21 protein-coding genes are annotated in these 17,483 nt (G+C 41.2%); 7 read left to right on the top strand and 14 right to left on the bottom strand.

All coding sequences use genetic code 11. The features are described 5' to 3' along the window. The 7 genes from LBQ60_04610 to rpsH all read right to left on the bottom strand — a co-directional run. Positions 1 to 391, bottom strand: a 391-nt coding sequence (locus LBQ60_04610; GenBank protein MDR2037185.1) for a preprotein translocase subunit SecY, incomplete at its 3' end; no start/stop codon positions are given. Between the two features lie 4 nt (positions 392 to 395). Then, positions 396 to 845: a 50S ribosomal protein L15 gene (gene rplO, locus LBQ60_04615; GenBank protein MDR2037186.1), complete on the bottom strand. Its 450-nt coding sequence runs from the start codon at positions 843 to 845 to the stop codon at positions 396 to 398. 29 nt (positions 846 to 874) lie between these two features. Next, positions 875 to 1,051 carry a 50S ribosomal protein L30 gene (rpmD, locus tag LBQ60_04620; GenBank protein MDR2037187.1) on the bottom strand — a complete coding sequence of 59 codons (177 nt, stop codon included), beginning with the start codon at positions 1,049 to 1,051 and terminating at the stop codon, positions 875 to 877. 15 nt (positions 1,052 to 1,066) lie between these two features. Further along, positions 1,067 to 1,582 carry a 30S ribosomal protein S5 gene (gene rpsE, locus LBQ60_04625; protein MDR2037188.1) on the bottom strand — a complete coding sequence of 172 codons (516 nt, stop codon included), beginning with the start codon at positions 1,580 to 1,582 and terminating at the stop codon, positions 1,067 to 1,069. An 8-nt stretch (positions 1,583 to 1,590) separates the two neighbouring features. Further along, positions 1,591 to 1,947, bottom strand: a complete 357-nt coding sequence (gene rplR, locus LBQ60_04630) for a 50S ribosomal protein L18 (GenBank protein MDR2037189.1) — start codon at positions 1,945 to 1,947, stop codon at positions 1,591 to 1,593. A gap of 43 nt (positions 1,948 to 1,990) precedes the next feature. Next, positions 1,991 to 2,548, bottom strand: a complete 558-nt coding sequence (gene rplF, locus LBQ60_04635; protein MDR2037190.1) for a 50S ribosomal protein L6 — start codon at positions 2,546 to 2,548, stop codon at positions 1,991 to 1,993. Positions 2,549 to 2,565: 17 nt separating this feature from the next. Then, entirely contained in the window at positions 2,566 to 2,970 is a 405-nt protein-coding gene (rpsH, locus tag LBQ60_04640; protein ID MDR2037191.1) for a 30S ribosomal protein S8, read from the bottom strand. Positions 2,971 to 3,257: 287 nt separating this feature from the next. On the opposite strand from rpsH, the gene LBQ60_04645 reads away from it, so the two are divergent. The 7 genes from LBQ60_04645 (at position 3,258) to LBQ60_04675 (ending at position 10,263) form a co-directional block, all read left to right on the top strand. Then, entirely contained in the window at positions 3,258 to 3,722 is a 465-nt protein-coding gene (locus tag LBQ60_04645) for a twin-arginine translocase TatA/TatE family subunit (GenBank protein ID MDR2037192.1), read from the top strand. Further along, positions 3,719 to 4,378 carry an ABC transporter ATP-binding protein gene (locus LBQ60_04650; GenBank protein ID MDR2037193.1) on the top strand — a complete coding sequence of 220 codons (660 nt, stop codon included), beginning with the start codon at positions 3,719 to 3,721 and terminating at the stop codon, positions 4,376 to 4,378. The genes LBQ60_04645 and LBQ60_04650 overlap by 4 nt, the downstream gene beginning before the upstream one ends. Positions 4,379 to 4,400: 22 nt before the next feature. Then, positions 4,401 to 4,991, top strand: a complete 591-nt coding sequence (gene hisH, locus LBQ60_04655; protein ID MDR2037194.1) for an imidazole glycerol phosphate synthase subunit HisH — start codon at positions 4,401 to 4,403, stop codon at positions 4,989 to 4,991. 174 nt (positions 4,992 to 5,165) lie between these two features. Then, complete coding sequence (lepB, locus tag LBQ60_04660; GenBank protein MDR2037195.1) at positions 5,166 to 6,632, top strand: signal peptidase I; 1,467 nt, start codon at positions 5,166 to 5,168, stop codon at positions 6,630 to 6,632. A gap of 36 nt (positions 6,633 to 6,668) precedes the next feature. Then, complete coding sequence (gene argS / locus LBQ60_04665) at positions 6,669 to 8,465, top strand: arginine--tRNA ligase (GenBank protein ID MDR2037196.1); 1,797 nt, start codon at positions 6,669 to 6,671, stop codon at positions 8,463 to 8,465. Positions 8,466 to 8,781: 316 nt separating this feature from the next. Further along, positions 8,782 to 9,327, top strand: coding sequence for a hypothetical protein (locus LBQ60_04670; GenBank protein ID MDR2037197.1), 546 nt, complete (start codon positions 8,782 to 8,784; stop codon positions 9,325 to 9,327). A gap of 30 nt (positions 9,328 to 9,357) precedes the next feature. After that, positions 9,358 to 10,263, top strand: a complete 906-nt coding sequence (locus LBQ60_04675; protein MDR2037198.1) for a hypothetical protein — start codon at positions 9,358 to 9,360, stop codon at positions 10,261 to 10,263. A gap of 108 nt (positions 10,264 to 10,371) precedes the next feature. On the opposite strand, the gene LBQ60_04680 is transcribed toward LBQ60_04675, so the two are convergent. From LBQ60_04680 to LBQ60_04710, 7 genes are all read right to left on the bottom strand, one after another. Beyond that, on the bottom strand, positions 10,372 to 10,932 hold the full coding sequence (locus tag LBQ60_04680) for an RNA polymerase sigma-70 factor (GenBank protein MDR2037199.1): 561 nt from the start codon (positions 10,930 to 10,932) through the stop codon (positions 10,372 to 10,374). Positions 10,933 to 11,089: 157 nt separating this feature from the next. Next, positions 11,090 to 11,821, bottom strand: a complete 732-nt coding sequence (locus LBQ60_04685; GenBank protein ID MDR2037200.1) for a DUF2334 domain-containing protein — start codon at positions 11,819 to 11,821, stop codon at positions 11,090 to 11,092. A gap of 405 nt (positions 11,822 to 12,226) precedes the next feature. Continuing rightward, on the bottom strand, positions 12,227 to 12,907 hold the full coding sequence (locus tag LBQ60_04690) for an IS630 family transposase (GenBank protein ID MDR2037201.1): 681 nt from the start codon (positions 12,905 to 12,907) through the stop codon (positions 12,227 to 12,229). Beyond that, positions 12,823 to 13,215, bottom strand: a complete 393-nt coding sequence (locus LBQ60_04695; GenBank protein ID MDR2037202.1) for a helix-turn-helix domain-containing protein — start codon at positions 13,213 to 13,215, stop codon at positions 12,823 to 12,825. The genes LBQ60_04690 and LBQ60_04695 overlap by 85 nt, the downstream gene beginning before the upstream one ends. A gap of 119 nt (positions 13,216 to 13,334) precedes the next feature. Beyond that, positions 13,335 to 15,329, bottom strand: coding sequence for an SUMF1/EgtB/PvdO family nonheme iron enzyme (locus tag LBQ60_04700; GenBank protein ID MDR2037203.1), 1,995 nt, complete (start codon positions 15,327 to 15,329; stop codon positions 13,335 to 13,337). A gap of 40 nt (positions 15,330 to 15,369) precedes the next feature. Further along, complete coding sequence (locus tag LBQ60_04705; protein MDR2037204.1) at positions 15,370 to 16,392, bottom strand: glycoside hydrolase family 88 protein; 1,023 nt, start codon at positions 16,390 to 16,392, stop codon at positions 15,370 to 15,372. 248 nt (positions 16,393 to 16,640) lie between these two features. Further along, positions 16,641 to 17,483 (bottom strand): glycoside hydrolase family 88 protein (locus LBQ60_04710; protein MDR2037205.1); only part of this gene is annotated, 843 nt, incomplete at its 5' end.

Here is a 17,483-nt window from a genome sequence, read left to right on the forward strand (position 1 = left end):
GTGCCTGGAAAATTAAGATCACAACCGTCAGGTAACGGGTAATCTGATTGATTTTCCGGCGTCCGCTTTCGCCTTCCCTTTGCATTTTCTGGAAGAACGGGATGGCTATACCCAATAACTGCACTACGATGGAGGCAGTGATATACGGCATGATACCCAATGCTACAATTGATGCATTAGAAAATGCACCCCCCGAGAACATATCCAGCAATCCCATTACTCCACCGGCAGTCTGATCTTTCAGCGCCGTTAATTCATGAGGATCGATACCGGGTAATGTTACGAACGAACAAAGCCTGTACACCAAAATTATTCCTAATGTATACAGAATCCTTGAGCGCAGGTCTTCGATTTTCCAAATATTCTTAATTGTCTGAATAAAAGCCTTCATTCTTTTATTGTATTACGGCTGTTCCTTCTAACGCTTCGATAGCTGTTTTAGCCGAATTAGAAAATGCGTGCGCTTTGACTTCCAGTTTTTTGGTCAGGGTGCCTTTACCTAAAATTTTTACCAAACTGTTTTTAGGTGCTAAGCCGGCATTGACTAATGTATCCACATCGATGGATACGATTCCTGTTTTTTCTGCAAAAGCTTCCAACGCATCAAGATTGACTGCTTTATATTCTTTACGGAACTGATTTTTGAAACCGAATTTAGGAACACGGCGTTGTAAAGGCATTTGACCTCCTTCAAATCCGATTTTCTTCGAATACCCGGAAATCGCTTTCTGACCTTTGTGTCCTTTTGTAGAAGTACCGCCTTTGCCACTTCCTTGTCCGCGACCAAGTCGTTTCCCTTCTTTTTTCACCGACCCGTCAGCCGGTTTCAGACTACTTAAATTCATTTGATTCTTATGATAATATAAGTTTATATCTATTTTTCAACACTCACCAAATGGTTTACTTTCTGAACCATTCCTAAAATCTGGGGTGTGCTCTCATGTTCGACAGTCGAATTCATTTTTCCCAACCCCAAAGCTTTAACTGTAGCCACCTGACGTTTGCTGGCCCCGATAATGCTTTTTGTTAATGTAATACGAATTTTCGCCATTGTTTGAATGAATTACTAACCGTTAAACACTTTATCTAAACTAATACCGCGTTGTTGTGCAATAGTACGGGCATCGCGGAGTTGCATCAAAGCCTCAAAGGTAGCTTTTACCAGGTTGTGAGGGTTGGATGAACCTTTCGATTTTGCCAATACATCATGTACACCTACGCTTTCAAGAACTGCACGCATAGCACCCCCTGCCTTAACTCCGGTACCCGGTGATGCAGGTTTCATGAATACAGTGGCTCCACCGTAACGTGCTATTTGTTCGTGAGGTAAAGTCCTGTTTAAAATAGGAACTTTTATCAGGTTCTTTTTTGCATCTTCAACACCTTTGGCAATAGCTGAAGTTACTTCATTGGATTTTCCCAATCCATAACCGACTATTCCGTTTTCGTTTCCAACAACAACAATGGCTGAGAAACTAAATGTACGGCCCCCTTTGGTTACTTTAGTAACACGCTGGATACTGACCAACCTGTCTTTTAATTCTAAATCGGCCGTTTTTACTTTACGAATACTTGTTGACATAATATTTCTTAAAATTTAAGTCCGCCTTCTCGCGCTGCGTCGGCCAACGATTTAATTCTTCCATGATACAGGTAACCGTTCCGGTCAAAAACCACATTGCTGATTCCTTTTGCAAGGGAACGCTCGGCAACTAATTTTCCAACCTGTTTGGCCTGTTCAATTTTATTTACTTTCTGTCCGGCAACCTCCTTACAACGTGATGATGCACTCAAAAGGGTAGCACCTGTCAAATCGTCGATTAATTGCACATATATTTGATTGTTGCTGCGAAAGACCGACATACGTGGCTTTTCAGCCGTTCCGGAAACGACTTTGCGGATTCTTTTTTTGATGCGCTCCCGTCTTTCTATTTTTGTTAATGCCATTTTATTCTCTATTAAAATATTGAGATATTACATTCAATATACATTATTTCGCACTTGCCGACTTACCGGCTTTTCTTCTCAATTGTTCACCGACAAACTTGATACCTTTACCTTTGTATGGTTCAGGCGGACGTAATGAGCGGATTTTCGCCGCAACCTGTCCTATTAATTGTTTATCGATGCTTTGCAAAGTAATGATCGGGTTTGCGCGTTTTTCAGTAACAGTGGTTACCTTAACTTCATCAGGCAAAGCGAGCATAATATCGTGCGAATAACCTAGACTCATTTCGAGAATCTGGCCTTTTGCTTCGGCTCTGTAACCAACACCTACCAGTTCCTGCTTAATGGTGAAACCTTCAGAAACACCGACAACCATATTGTTCAGTAAAGAACGGTACAATCCATGTAAGGAACGGTGACGTTTCTGATCGGTAGGGCGGGTAATGACTAATTGTTTGTCTTCTTGTTTTACGGTGATATCAACATCCACTTTCTGGCTTAATTCACCAAGAGGTCCTTTTACCACAACTGTATTGTCGGGCTGAATGGTAACCGTTACTTTATCCGGTAATGAAATGGGTAATTTTCCTATCCTTGACATAATTTCCTCCTCATTAATTAATAAACGTAACAAATTACTTCTCCGCCTATATTTTTCTGGCGGGCTTCTTTATCAGTCATCACACCTTGTGAAGTAGAAATAACAGCAACCCCCAGTCCGTTCAATACGCGGGGAAGCTTGTCATGGCCTACATACTTCCGCAATCCCGGGCGACTCACACGCTGTATTGATTTGATTGCGGGTTGTTTTGTTTCAGGATTGTACTTTAAGGCAATTTTAATATTACCCTGAGGCTTGCCTTCTCCTGATTCTTCAAATTTGTAATTGAGAATGTAGCCCTTTTCAAAAAGTATCTTAACGATGTTCTTCTTGATATTCGATGCAGGGCAATCTACCACCCTGTGCTTGGCCATAATGCCATTACGAATACGGGTCAACAAATCTGCTATTGGATCAGTCATTTTTACTGTTTTTGATGATTTGTTTTAATAATTAATTAAAAATCGATATCCGAATAGATAAACTGTACATCTAATATAGAGTATATCCGACTCCCTATTTACCTATAATTCAAACTACTTTAAAATTTTGGTTTGCAAAGGTACGGCTTTTTTTATTAAAAACAAGATGTTGATAACTTTTTTTTCAAAAGTTGCATCTTTATCATGGAATGATCTTTGCAGGAAACAATATACATTAATATTAAATATAAATCCTTTTTCGTATCTTCGCAGCAAAAATTTAGACGATGGTTTCGACTCTTCTTTTTGTCAGTGGTGGTGAGATTTTTGTTATTTTACTGGCCGTATTGCTGTTGTTCGGGGCTGATAAGATCCCGGATATCGCACGTATGATGGGTAAAGGTGTGCGTGAATTCAGAAAAGCAACCGATGATATCAAACGTGAATTCAGTGAGAATACTTCCGGTGTGATGGATGACATAAAATCTATACAGAGTGATCTTTCCGACACATTCAATAAAGAAATCTCCGATCCTATGCAGGAATCGGTAAATGAAACCGCATCTGCCCTTGAAGAATACCAGGATCCATATAACTATGATTATTATTACAATAATCAGGAATACAACAGTTATGAAGGCAATGAATATGCTACTGAAAATCAGATAGCCGAATCCGGAGAACATCCAGCAGAAGAAGATACAGCGCCTCAAACCGGGGATGCCGAAGAAACAAAAGAACCGGAAGCATGATCCGCGGAGAAAATATTACAAAGTCATTTGGAAATCTACAGGTATTAAAAGGGATCGATATACAAATCCCGGAAGGGAAAATTGTTTCCATTGTAGGCGCCAGCGGTGCCGGAAAAACAACCTTATTACAGATATTGGGCACCTTAAGTCGCCCGACTTCCGGTAAAGTATTCATTGGAGATAATGAAGTGAGCCAGTTAAACGAAAAGGAAATATCAAGGTTCCGGAACCAGAATATCGGTTTTGTCTTTCAGTTTCATCATTTATTGCCTGAATTCACTGCCCTGGAGAATGTATGTATTCCGGCATACATTAACAATATATCCAAAGCCAAAGCTGAGGAAAAAGCCAGGGAATTACTTTCGTTTCTCGGACTTTCGGAACGTTTATCCCATAAGCCCGATGAACTTTCGGGCGGAGAACAGCAACGTGTCTCGGTTGCAAGGGCTTTGATCAACGATCCGAAAGTGATCTTTGCCGATGAACCGTCGGGAAATCTCGATTCACAAAACAAACAGGAATTGCATTCCCTGTTCTTTACTTTGCGGGATACTTTCCGGCAGACTTTTGTAATAGTCACCCATGATACGCATCTGGCAGAAATGTCGGACATGCAATATGAAATGAATGACGGAAAAATAATAGGCCATTCATAGACAAATTTTAATTTTCAGTTCATTGTACATTGTTATTGTAAAATACAACGCCGGGAATATTTTTTCAGTGGATTACGCCCTGCGGCGTTTAGGGATAAAAGCGGAAATAACAGGAGACCACCGGAAAATAAAAGAGGCGGATAAAGTAATTTTTCCGGGAGTGGGAGAAGCTTCCACCACCATGCGTTATTTACATGAACATCAGTTGGATGATCTGATCCGCGGATTAGAACAACCCGTACTGGGAATTTGCGTAGGCATGCAATTGATGTGTCGCCGGTCACAAGAAGGAAATACTTCCTGCCTGAACATATTTGATGAGGAAATTGTTCGTTTCCATCCCTCGGAAGGGATAAAAGTACCTCACATGGGCTGGAACAGCCTGCAACAAATGCAATCTCCATTATTTGACGGATTAGGGGAAAATCCCTATGTATATTTTGTACATAGCTATTATGCGCCTTTAGGGTCCGACACGATTGCAGCGTCTGAACATCCAGAAGCGTTTTCTGCAGCACTCCGGCGCAAGAATTTTTATGCATTACAGTTTCACCCTGAAAAGAGTGGAATCGTTGGAGAGGTTATTTTGAAAAATTTTATAGAAAAGATTTAATGCCAACCTTTTGAACCATTGAATAGAGGAATTCAAAGGATTTGCTAATTTTGCAGCGGCCAGTTTAAGTAATGTCAATATATTAATGTCATATTTAGTAACTGTAATCAATTTGGTCAATGCGATTTAAGAAAACAATAAATAGCACTGAGTGCTTAATGAATATTTCGTATCATGAAAAATAAAGAAAATAAGGATTCACAAGGAACTGTTGATCAATCAGGTGAAAATCATCAGGTACCCAGGCATGTCAAAATATTGTCCAACAAATATTTTAAATTCGGAGTAGTCATCTTTCTGTACCTTCTCTGGACCCTTTGGGTAGGTAGCTGGTGGCTTTTATTGGGTGTCCCTGTTATTTTTGATATTTATGTCACCAAAAAAGTCAACTGGGCATTCTGGAAAAAACGCAAAGGACCTAACAGCAAAGTGGTAGAGTGGATCGACGCCCTGATATTCGCTGTGATCGCTGTGACCCTGATCAATATTTTCATATTCCAGAATTACAAAATTCCGACCGGATCCATGGAAAAAACATTACAGATCGGTGACCATTTATATGTAAGCAAATTGAAATACGGGCCGAAATTACCCAATACACCTCTATCGTTCCCGTTCGCACAACATACTATGCCGCTGACCCAAAATACGAAATCGTATGTGGAATGGATCAAATGGCCTTACAAACGCCTGAAAGGATTCACAGATATCAAAAGGGATGATATTGTGGTGTTCAACTTTCCGGAAGGAGATACGGTGATCGTGATGCACCAATCGGAAAGCTATCATGCCCTGGTTCGTCGTAAAGCCAAAAGCCTGGAGGAATCTGACATGAACCTGGGAAGAGGAGAACATCCTTACGAATATTATGCAGACCAGGCACGGAAATGGCTGATGGACAACTTTGAAATTACCGTGCGTCCTGTTGATAAACGGGATAATTATATCAAACGATGCGTCGGACTACCGGGAGATACCCTGAAAATTGTAAATGCACAGATTTATGTGAACGGAGTACCACAGGAACGGTTTGAAAAAATCCAGTATCGATATGCCGTTCAGACGGATGGATCCCGGATCAACAGTAAGACACTGGAACGCCTGGATATCTATCAGGATGATGTCCGGTTGCTGGCAAACGGAATATTCGATATTCCCCTGGTCGATACCAATGTTGAAAAGGTAAAAAAACTCGCTAATGTTCAATCTGTAGAATTATTGTCCAGGCCTGAAGGAATATATGATCCTGAAGTCTTCCCGCATGACGGACGCTATCCATGGAATGCTGATAATTTCGGGCCGATGTGGATCCCGCAAAAAGGCGTAACCATTAAGATCGATACGTCCAATATCAGTTTATATGAACGGATCATCAGCGCTTACGAAGGAAATGAACTGAAAATAAAAGACGGCGATATTTATATCAACGGTACAAAAACGGACAATTATACTTTCCGGATGGATTATTACTGGATGATGGGGGATAACCGCCATGATTCCCTGGATTCACGTTTCTGGGGATTCGTTCCTGAAGACCATATCGTCGGCGCTCCCCGGTTTGTATGGTTGTCCCTGAATAAAGAGAAATCGTTCCCGTTCAACATACGTCTCAACCGTATGTTCAGACCTGCCGGACGTTAATATCACTGATAGGTATAGATTTTATTTTTTATTCGAATGATACATCTTGAGAAAATATTGGCACAGCGTGCCGGAGAAGCGATTACTGCATTATATGGAGTACAGGTGGCAGAAAATTTACTGCAGATACAGGAAACACGTAAAGAGTTTGAAGGCGATTTCACGATGGTGGTTTTTCCCTTGTTGAAAACATCCAAACAATCACCTGAAGCAACTGCCACGGCCATTGGCGAGTATATGCAGGCAAATAGTCCGGAAATCAGCCGGTTCAATGTGATCAAGGGTTTCCTGAATCTGGTGATTGCCGATGCGACCTGGCTGGACTTCATGTCCGGGACCGCTTTTGATGAAGAATACGGCAAAAAGAAACCATCGGACGGGGTACCCATGAAGATGATCGAATATTCATCCCCTAATACCAATAAACCTTTACATCTAGGACATATCCGGAATAATTTACTGGGTTATTCGCTGTCCAAAATACTGGCAGCCAACGGGAACTGTATCCTTAAGGTCAATCTGGTGAATGACCGGGGAATCCATATATGTAAATCAATGCTGGCCTGGAAAAAGTGGGGCAACGGGGAAACACCCCAAAGCTCCGGAAAAAAAGGAGACCATCTGGTAGGTGATTATTATGTAAAATTCGATATCGAATATAAGAAAGAGATCGCCCAACTGGAAGAGCAGGGAACAGATAAGGAGGAAGCTGCCCGGAAAGCGCCGCTGATCCTGGAAGCACAGGATATGCTACGCAAATGGGAAGCCAAAGACCCTGAAACGGTAGCACTCTGGGAAAAGATGAACGGATGGGTATATGATGGTTTTGACATTACCTACAAAAGGCTGGGGGTAGATTTTGACCGGGTATATTATGAGTCGGAAACCTATCTGCTGGGTAAGGAAATAGTACTCGAAGGACTTAAAAAAGGGGTATTCTACCGGAAAGAGGACGGTTCCATCTGGGCCGATCTTACAGCCGACGGACTGGATGAAAAGTTGTTGTTACGTTCCGACGGTACCTCCGTATATATGACACAAGACATCGGGACTGCCTGCCAAAGGTTTGAAGAATATAACATCGATGAACTGGTTTATGTGGTTGGCAACGAACAGAACTACCATTTCCAGGTCTTATCGTTGATCTTAGGCAAATTGGGTTATTCATGGGCAAAGAGCCTGAAACATATGTCGTACGGAATGGTGGAATTGCCTGAGGGAAAGATGAAATCCAGGGAAGGAACGGTAGTAGATGCCGATGACCTGATGGACGAGATGGTCGAAACATCCAGGGAAATGTCAAAAGAATTGGGCAAACTGGAAGGATTGTCTTCTGAAGAAGCCGATAAGATTGTCCGTACGATCGGTATGGGGGCTTTAAAATATTTCATTCTAAAGGTGGACCCCAAAAAGAACATGTTATTCGATCCGAAAGAATCGATCGATTTCAACGGCAATACAGGCCTTTTCATACAATATACACATGCCCGGATACAGTCGATATTACGAAAAGCTACCGAAAACGGGATAGATATCCACGCAAAGGCAGATATGGGCATTGTTCTGGAAAATAAAGAAAAAGCGCTGATCCATGCTGTATATAACTTTCCCGGGATCGTACAGAGTGCCGCGGAGACATACAGCCCGGCACTGATCGCCAATTATGTGTATGAACTGGCCAAAGAATATAATCAGTTTTATCATGACTACTCCATACTGGGGGAAAAGGAAACATCCGTCAGGTTATTCAGGGTATTGCTTTCAAAATATGTGGCACAGGTGATCCGTACTGCCCTAGACCTGCTGGGGATAGATGCACCGGACAGGATGTAGCAATAGGCTGGTTATGAAAAAAATATGATATTTTTTAGTATATCTGACAAAATTTTTCTATTTTTGCACCGCATATAGGAAAAATACAGATCTGGTTCCATATTAATTTGTATAAAAAATACACCGGACAGAGGACTTGGAGACGAGATGGTTTTGATTTGTATTACGGACATAAAGAATACGTTCGTTTAAATAAAGTAAACTTTCGTCAAAAGCCGGTGAAATCCGGATCCAAAAATACTCTGTTTGGCACAAAATTTGTCATTAAAGTGATTTTTAATTTAAATAAATTTGTTTAATTAATTTTTTAGGAAAAATGAAAAAAGTTTTTAGTTTATTAGCAATGGCAGCCATCGTACTGTCAGTAGGTTTAAGTAGCTGTGCTAAGGAAGATACAGCAGATTCCTTAAACGTAGATTTGAATCGTACAGCAACTATCAAGGGTAAAATCCTGATCAACGAAGACGAAACCAAAACTGAACCGACCTGGTCTGCACCCAGGGAAGTGGTAATCTCTGCAACTGTTCCTTATACCAGTCTTAACGGAAATGCTGCAGGCGGAACGTATGTTATTCCGTCAAGTAACATCAGTTATACTGCATCGACAGGAGAATTCACCATTACAGCTCCTGTAGGTGTAAGCGGTTCTGTTGTAAGCGTAAAACTGAGCCAATTTACAGGAAGTGTCAGAGTAGCTGATCCTGCCAATGCAGGTAGCAGTAAGACCATCAACGTAATATGGGATAGCCAGGAAAAAGATTCTAATTCAGCAAAACCAGGAGAAACAGTATATCTTGATCAATGGGAGTTAAGTACAGACGCTTATTATACTGAAGTTAAAAACGCTGGTGACAAAATCTAATAATTCTTATTTACATATAAAGAAGATAACATGAAAAAAATATTTATGTCACTCAGCTTGTGTCTATGCGTGGCTTTCGCTGTACAGGCACAGGATCTGGTAGTGATTGAAGAAACCATGAATGACCCCGCCTTTTCAAGCAAACGCGGTGTTTCCCTTCTTCCCCAGGCCGGAGATTATGCTCTGGGTATCGATGCAACCCCTTTTCTGAATTACATGGGTAATTTTTTCGGAAAATCAAATGACAATAATTTTGCCGACAAGATGTTCAATGGTGTAAATAATACCATTTACGGTAAATATTTTCTGGAAGATGATCGTGCCATCCGTGCTAAATTACGGTTGAATATCTATAAAGATCAGAACAAAGGCACTGTAACAAACGATACGGAAATTGCAAATAATCCGTTGAACTCTTTTGCTACCATCGTGGATGTTCAGAATGTCAATACCCAGGATATTGAATTGTATGTGGGTTATGAATTTCGTCGTGGTCGTGGCCGTGTACAGGGTTTCTATGGTGGTGAACTGGGTCTGGGATATGCCGGTGGCAAATATTCCTATGATTATGGTAACCCCATGACCGAATTGAATCAGACCCCTACAACAACAGATTTTGACAACCCGGCCAATACAGGTCCTATGGGTTTTCGTCAGACTGAATTAAAAATGGGTAAAACTTTCAACCTTGGTGTAGGTGCATTTGTGGGTGTAGAATATTTCTTCGCTCCCCAGATGTCTATCGGTGGTGAACTTAATCTTGCATTTATTTACTCCATCAAAGGACAATCGGAATGGAAAGCTGAAACATTTGATGCAGCTTCCAACAGGGTTCAAACTGTTGAAGGAAGGTTAAGAAATTCTGCTGATTTAGCCAGTACTGCAGGAGTCAGGACCGCTACCACAGGACAAGTTTTCTTAATGTTCCATTTTTAATCATTGGTAATCCAAAAGACTAATTTTTTAGTCTTAACAGATAAAAATAAGAGGGTACAAGTTTGATCTTGTATCCTTTTATTTTTATCTTCTTTTCTGTTTTTAATATTAAAACACAAAGAGAAATACGAATTTATCTTTCAGTAATTCCCGTAATTTCCCATAAGCGATCCGCATCTGCGTTTTAATGGTATTTTCAGTTATATCCAGCTTTTCCGAGATCTCTTTATACGATTTTTCTTCCATATGGTTCATCAGGAATATCTGCCTGCATTTTGCAGGTAATTTCTCGATGGCATCCTCAATGATCTGTTTCACTTCTTTCCGGTCGACATAACTGAACGGATGGTCCATTTGAAGGATCAGTTCTTCCTGATAATCCAGCATTTTTTCCTGAATATTTTCTTTTAGTTGTTGCTGGGCCTTGAGATGCCGTATGTGATTCAGTGCTTTATTCCGGATGATCTTCAGCAAGTAAGGACGAAGGGAAGTATGGATCGTATCCCGCTTATTCCAAAGGGCAATAAAAGACTCCGCAGCAATATCCTCCGCAACAACTATATCGTGGACAAATACGGTTGCGACAGCACAGGACCACTCATAATAACTTTCAAATTGCTGATTGAAGTCCTCAATATTCTGAATGACTAACTTTCCCTTTGACGGCACATTCATAATCTTTACAGTACATTGCAAATGTATGTAAAAAAATGAATGATACAATCCACAATAATTTTTATTATCTTTAATATGACCGGTTTGCCATCAGACAGGTTCACCCTGAAATATGCCTGTATCTAAACAATCAGATTGTTTATGGTTGTTTTCACAGCAGCAAACCATACTCATCAGGCAATATGAATCCGGCGCCTTCCGATAATAAAAAATTTATGATTTTATCCAGCTCATCTATTTTCAATTGATCCCAACCATTGGGATGAGCCTGCAGGATCATGTAGTCAGTATATTTATTTTTTGCAGACTGATAATTATCCAAAAAATAGGAAAAACTGATATTCCCGGTACCGTTCTCGATATTTACCCTATTGTTCAGGTATTTTATTCCGGAAACAGATGTAGGCAGAACACTTGCAAACATAAATACATGAAAATCAGCATTTTCCGAAATCACCCTATTGGTGATCGTATCGCTTGCATTATATGGAGTGCCAAAAGTCCTGAGCGTGATCCCTAATAATTTGTTTATCTTCTGTGCAGCCTGTTCAAAATGATCTTTTTGGTAGACATATGATGTCCCCTGAAATTCGGGTTTTTTATGGTCCAGTCCATGATGCCACATCTCAAATAAGACTTCATTACGATCATTCACCGCTTCCAGATAAGGTTGAAGCGTGATAAAGGCAGTTTCATCCAACCGGTTGGCAATGATCCCAAAAGAGGCTTTGATCTTTTTTTGTTTTAAATAATCAAGCGTTTTTTTACATGTGCAGATAGAATCCCTTACACCTAAATCATCAAATTTCAGGATGATATAAGGTGCCGCAAAAAGAGTGTTGATCGATATAAGCAGAAAAAACAGACAAATATTTTTCTTCATTTTTCTATTATAAATTTTCACCTGACTACATCAAATAATAATGGCTAAGTCCAACATCAGTGATCCCGGGAAAAACAAAAATAATTCTTTTCCTTATATATCCTTCTTCTATCTGGATAAGATATCATTCCCACCGGAATGAGGTAAAATATTGATACCACTACACTTGGATTCCTTTCTCGACTACATGCCGGTAGATATCCATTCCTTCCGGCTTTCCGGACCGGTCATTTTTGAGAAAACTATAAGCCAGGAAACCAAAGTACAAAAAATATGATGACAGACTTATATAATCGACAATTGATGATTGCATATTGAATATTTACAAATAACTGTTAATATGAAAAATTCAAATAACAAATGTGTAAATATATCATGTAAGTAAGTCTTAACAATTAATTTATATTAAGCCGCATGGGCAAATTTAATATAGAGTTCATTTCCGACCGCGGCCAACGCTCTATTGGTAGCGTAAAGCAGAGAGTCTGTGGAAAAATAATCCGCAGGTCTAAGCCATTTGCCTTTAAGTATGCGCCAAAGTGTTTCAGCGATATTGAGATGTGGGCTGTATGGAGGAAGGAAAAACAGAAAAAGACCTCTTTTTTTCCATGCCGGTCGAAGCTCGGCAATAAGTTTACAACGATGTACTTTGGCGTTGTCAAGCACAACAAAAGTATTCTTCCGGATGCGGAAAGAAAGTCGGTCAAGGAAATCGGCGACTTTGTCTGCCGTAATACTTTCGGTTGTGGAGAATCCATCATATCGGTTATTGCGGTCAATCATACCGAATATATTGAGCCTCATTCCTTTTTGAGAAGGTATAAAGACATCCTCACCTCGGAATTGCCAGCCATAAGGAACATATCCTTCGGAGCAGATATGACTCTCATCTCCAAAATAAAGGTCGATGAATCCGTCAGTTGCCTGTTGTTCGAGTTCCTGCAGCTTCTCGGTCTTATACGCGTAGAGCGGCGGCGAGGGTTTCCCCTTGGGACGTTTTCTTATACGTCTATATCTCGCGCCAATGCGGATAAAAAAGCCCTGAAAGTACTCTCGCTCGCTTCTTTTCCAGAGGCTTGCCGCCAAGCTTCCTTCGCCATTTTCACACTCTGTCTGTCCTCCTCGATGGCTTTGCGGACTGTTTCCTCGTCTGAACAATCCATTATCGGCTTGCGACCACGTCCGGGTCTGGTTTCCAGACCATGGATGCCTTCCGATTCGAACCGTTTTATCCAAGAGTTTACGGATATATGCGTCATTTCCGTCTGTGATCCGACTTCTTTTGATGTCAAACCTTGTGATTTCAAGAGGATAGCACGACAACGAATACGGAATGAGTGGCTCTTGCCTTTGCGAAATCCATTCTCTAATTGCAGACGTTGTTTGTCTGTCAATTCTATAACCTTGATTTTTGCGATAGCTAGATGTATTTATGCGTTTACACAAACATATAATAGAAATTTGATATAAACTAATTCTCAACATCTACTTAATCTATATAACATACAACATGTCAATTTTCATCCAATACCAGACGAAATCCGATATCATAACTGCTGAAAACCGATGAATGCCGGTTAAAATACGTTACGGTGCAGTTCCCGGCTTCACTGTTCCATGCTCCGCCACAAATATGGTATGCTTTTGCATCGGGAGTATTCGGGGTAGAAACCCATTCCCATACATTTCCAGACATATCATATATCCCCAGTTCATTAGGTTCCAGTGATCCTACCGGATGCGGCGAACCTCCCGAGTTCTTTGTATACCAGGTTACCCGGGCAATATCTTTACTTCCGCTGAAAGACCGGGCCTCCTTTGTTGCAATTCCTCCTTTAGCAGCGAAAATCCATTCGTCGTTGGTAGGTAACCGGTAGCTTTTACCGGTCATTTTATTCAGTTTTCCGACAAAAACCTGCACGTCTTTCCAGCTCACATTCATTACCGGTAAAGTCTCTCCCTGAAAATGCGACGGATTATCTCCCATCACGGCATACCATTGTTTTTGGGTAATTTCATATTTCCCTATCGAGATCCGTTTTTTATCCATATCCATACTTTGCATTTCCTTCGCAATAGAGGCTATTTCATCAGCAGTATTGCATATTATTTTATCCGCTGTACCGATCTTTACCGGTTTTTCCCAATCATTCCGCATCTGATAGGGCATCATGTAGATATTACCCTGTGAATCTCCAAAATAAAGCTGGGAAATACTGAAAATATCAGAATGACCGTCTGCCCACATGCAATAAAACGGATCTTTTGCTTTGACAGGCCTGCGGACGTATCCGTGATTGCGCGGACTATCTTTGGTATAAGTATATTTTCTCTTCCATGTAGCGCCACGGTTATTGCTCTCCCATGAAACGACCTCGCCACCTGTCCCCCACTTCTGCGGACCGGGATCTGTAGGAGCAATAACCATCCAGGTATTTCCTTCTACCCAGATACTTCCCGAATCATAATTATGGGTGGATGTAGTGATGGGGGAATGTTTCCATTTTTTACCTGTCCAATGGCATACATACCACTGACGGGCTCCGTTTACAGGGCCGGATTCCCATCCTTCGCTTGTTAAGTACAGGATAACAGGGTTATCCTGGGTATCAAAATTGATGTCTTTTACATACAGGTTCTTCCCTTCCGATTCGACTTCAAGTACCAGCGACGGGTTCAAACGGTCTTTTACCGGTAAATCGATCCGTTTTCCGTCTACTGTGGTCCAGGTTTTGCCAAAATCGGTAGTCTGAAGGTAATACATATTTGTCCGGTAATCCACTTTTCCATCCGGATGCCGGTTAAAGGCTATGGCTATTTTATTCCCCTGATGCCCGGTAGTACTGTAATGTCCCGAATGTTTTTCGCCCTCACCGATAATGGATGCTATTTGTCGATGATCACTCCAGTTTCTTCCGTCAGGACTTGTCTGGAAAAAAAGCTGGCGAACGCCGTCGTAACGGGTGAAAAACAGAAAATGTCCCTGACCCTCCACGTATATAGGTTGCGGATAAGCCATAACAGAAGAATTGATCAGCTCGAATTCCGAAATATCATAGGGTTTCAGGCTGCGGTAACGGTGTCCGGGACGTGAATTGGCCCTTCCTGCTACATATACCCATATATAACCCTGGGAATCTATCAATATAGTGGGGTCATCATGCGGATCATTCACTTTCTCCTTATCAAAAACAACCACAGGCCTGGATATCATTCCCGTTTTATGATCGAAGCAACCGACCATACAGAGGAGGCGTCTTTCTTCAATTGAAGGGGTACCGCCATATACAAAAAATGTTTTGTTCACTTCCGGAGCATATATGGCAAGCGGATCGTGTTTCACGGTATAAGTCCCCAATCCTCCTGAGTATTTATATCCGTATTCGGATTTTCCCAGAGAGAACCAGATCCCTCTATAGCCGTCTATCGTTTGATTATTGAGCAATGATTGGGCTGAAACAACGCCGGTCATAAAAACCAGCATCAGGCATATTTTACAACATTTCATTTTTTAAGGATTTAAATCACAGATCATTCAGAAAAGACAATTATTTTAATTTTATTACTTCACTTGCAGCCAGTAGAAAAGCGCCTGTCCCATACACTTCCCAGCTATCGGCATTAAAGTTTTTACGTGGATCTGCTCCCACAGGCTGTACCCAGCCTATCCTTCCTTCCTCATTCACACAGCCATTCAAAGCAATCCACGCTTTCCTGACAACAGGAAGATAAGTCGCTTTATCCAATAATTTATTATTAATCCCCCATGCCAATGCATAACAGAAAAATCCCGATCCGCTGACTTCACCTCCGGGATAAGAATCCGGATCGAGCAGGCTGGCACGCCATAATCCGTCGGATTGCTGTATCGAAGCAATTTTTGCAGCTATTTCTTTAAACAATGTCTCATAAAATGACCGTTGAGGATAATCCTTAGGGAGTTCGTCCAGAATACGGGCCAATCCACCCATTACCCATCCATTACCACGAGACCAGAATATTTTCTTCCCATTTGCTTCAAACCGGCCTTTTCCATCTTTTCTGATCACATAATTCAGGTCACGGGCAAAAAGACACTCTTCTTTATTATAGAGCAGATCATAACATTCTTTAAAATATTCATCAGTTTTTCTGAAATATTCATCATCCCCTGTCGTTACCCCTAATTTTACCAATACGGGCGGTGCCATGAATAACGCATCACACCACCACCATTTAATGATTTCTATCTTCCCCCTATCAGGATAAGGATTGTTCATAAAAAGCTGTATGGTATCTATGGTCGGCTGTATCATCTCCTGCTTTTTCTCTTGCCGGTAAAGATCAATATATGCCTGGCAAATAGCTATATGATCAGCATGCCAGTAAAACCGCCCGGGTTTCCATTCCGTACGTTCCCCCATATCCAGCAATGCCTGGTATATACTTTTCGACTTCGTGGTTTCCCATGCAGCAAATACGCCAGCATAAAATGCGCCATTCGTCCAGGAGCGGGGATCGTGCTTGGGATATTTTAACTGCCATTCGGTCACCTTAAGCACCGTTTCTCTGATATATTTTTTACCGAACATTTTTTTATCAGGAATTTGGGAAAATCCCGTAAAACAAACTATGAACAGTATAAATAATATGATATTCTTTTTAAACATAGATTATTGATTATCGAATATATACAACAACACATTTTTCAATATGAAAGGGTGTCTAATTACTTGTTATGACTCGGAAAATCAGGATAAGTGATTGAAAAAGTAAATCCGCCAATTGACCTTTACCTGTTTATCCTGATTCAATCGTTTGTCATACCAAACCACCTGGTTTATTTTACTGCTATCCGGTTTCTCATACGTAATAAAGCTTCTACATAATAATAATCGGCATAAGAAAGCGGTACATCCACTTCTGAATTATGCGGCAACGAACCGACAGAATGTTTCAGGAGGAAGTTGCCGTTGGTACCGGCCCCGGCAAAATACTCAGGGGAAGATAGTGTCCGGATCTGCTTCTCTGCTACCTGTAAGTAGTTCCCTGATTCTGGCTGGTCTACATATCCACTTAATTCTATCAGGGCGGAGGCCATGATGGCGCCAGCGGAGGCATCGCGTAAGGTATTAGGGATATCAGGGGCATTGAAATCCCAGTAAGGGATCTTGTCTTCAGGCAGGTTAGGATGGTTCAATATAAAATCCGCAATATGCATCGCCTGTTCAAGGTATCTTTTCTCCCTGGTCTCACGGTAGGTCATCACATAACCGTAAAGGCCCCATGCTTCACCCCGTGACCAGGTAGACCCGTCGGAAAAACCCTGCGAGGTGTTTTTCTTTTCGGGTTGTCCTGAAATGGTATCATAGGAGACTACATGGTAGGTGCTGTAATCGGGACGGAAATGGTTGGCTATGGTCTTATCGGCATGTGAGATACTCATATCTTTATACTTAGGGTCTCCTGATGTCCGGGAAGCCCAGAACAGGAACTCCAGGTTCATCATGTTGTCGATGATCACGGGAAACTGCCATTTGTTGTTGCTTTCCCAGGATTTAATACAGCCTGCTACCGGATTGTAACGGCTGGCTAAGGATTCCGCTCCGGTAAGCATGATGTCCTTATATTCTTTGGTTTGTGTTAAACGGTACCCGTTACCGTAACTGCAATAAAGCATAAA

This window comes from Bacteroidales bacterium, from assembly GCA_031275285.1.
GTDB lineage: Bacteria > Bacteroidota > Bacteroidia > Bacteroidales > UBA4181 > JAIRLS01.